The following is a 1535-nucleotide window of genomic DNA, read 5'->3' as shown; positions in this document are numbered from 1 at the left end:
CCCGGGAACGGATGAAGGACCGCGGCAAGCCGGCCAACCAGCGCACCGCACCCGGCAAGCTCGTCGAGGGCGCCGTCACCCAGGGCTGGAAGCCCGCCATGGCCGAGATGATGATCGCCTTCGGCGACCGCATCGAGCCCTACCTCAGCTGACCACATCAAGATCGATTGCAGGTCTTACACAGAAATGTTGACAAGCTCCCTCCGTCGGGCACCCGGATTACGCTGCCGTGTCCATGGACAGCAACGACGCCGCTCACCTCCCCGACCGATTCGCCGACGACCCGGCGTTCGCGGTGCACGAGGGCGGCAAGCTGGTCGTACGGTCCACCCGTGGGATCGGCTCGATCGCCGATCTGGCGCTCACCTACACCCCCGGCGTGGCCCGCGTGAGCAGCGCCATCGCCGCGGAGCCGGAGCTCGCCCGCCGCTTCACCTGGGCGCCGCGCACGGTGGCCGTCGTGTCCGACGGCACCGCGGTGCTGGGGCTCGGTGACATCGGCCCCCGGGCCGCGCTGCCGGTGATGGAGGGCAAGGCCTGCCTGTTCAGCGAGTTCGCCGGGCTCTCGGCGGTGCCGGTGGTGCTGGACACGACCGACGTCGACCGCATCGTCGACACGGTGGTGGCGATGGCGCCGTCCTTCGGCGGCATCAACCTGGAGGACATCAGCGCCCCGCGCTGCTTCGAGATCGAGGACCGGCTGCGCGAGCGGCTGGACATCCCGGTCATGCACGACGACCAGCACGGGACGGCGATCGTCGTCCTCGCCGCCCTGCGCAACGCGGCGAAGGTCGTCGGGCGGGAGCTGGCCGGCCTGCGCGTCGTGGTGTCCGGTGCCGGCGCGGCGGGTGTGGCATGCACCAAGATCCTGCTCGAGGCCGGTGTCGGCGAGATCGCCGTCGCCGACTCCCGCGGCGTCCTGCACACCGGTCGCGAGGACCTGACGCCGGTCAAGCGCTGGGTCGCCGAGAACACCAACCGGGCGGGCTACGCCGGGTCGATGGTCGGTGCGCTGGAGGGCGCCGACGTCTACCTCGGGCTGTCGGGCGGCTCGGTGCCGGAGGCGGCCGTCGCGACCATGGCGCCGAACTGCATCGTGTTCTCGCTGGCCAACCCCATCCCGGAGGTCGACCCGGAGATGGCGGCGCGGTACGCGGCCGTCGTCGCGACCGGCCGCAGCGGCGAGCCGAACCAGATCAACAACGTGCTCGCCTTCCCGGGGGTGTTCCGCGGCGCCATCGACGCCGGCGCCAAGCACATCACCGAGGAGATGAAGCTGGCCGCGGCCACCGCCATCGCCGACGTGGTCGGTGACGACCTGCGGCCGGACCACATCGTCCCCAGCCCGCTGGACCGGCGGGTCGCCGAGGCGGTCGCCGCCGCGGTGGCCGCCTGCGCCCGCGAGCAGCACGTGACGGTCTGAGCCGGAGGAGATCCGTCGGCGTGACGCCGATGTCGAGTCCCATGAGATGTGTCAGGGATGAAGTCTCATGACATCTGTCGCTTGATCATCACCGTGCCGATGAGGTGTGGTG

1 protein-coding gene is annotated in these 1535 nt (G+C 71.0%); it reads left to right on the top strand.

What is annotated here, in order from left to right; translation table 11 throughout:
• Window positions 1-235: 235 nt before the first annotated feature.
• Window positions 236-1423 (top strand): NAD(P)-dependent malic enzyme, encoded by a 1188-nt coding sequence (locus tag ACK586_RS25315; RefSeq protein WP_409333299.1) that lies wholly within the window; start codon window positions 236-238, stop codon window positions 1421-1423.
• The last annotated feature ends 112 nt before the right edge of the window (window positions 1424-1535 follow it).

It is taken from the genome of Trujillonella humicola, assembly GCF_046233715.1.
Classification (GTDB): domain Bacteria; phylum Actinomycetota; class Actinomycetes; order Mycobacteriales; family Geodermatophilaceae; genus Trujillonella; species Trujillonella humicola.
This window is presented reverse-complemented; position numbering and strand designations above follow the sequence as displayed.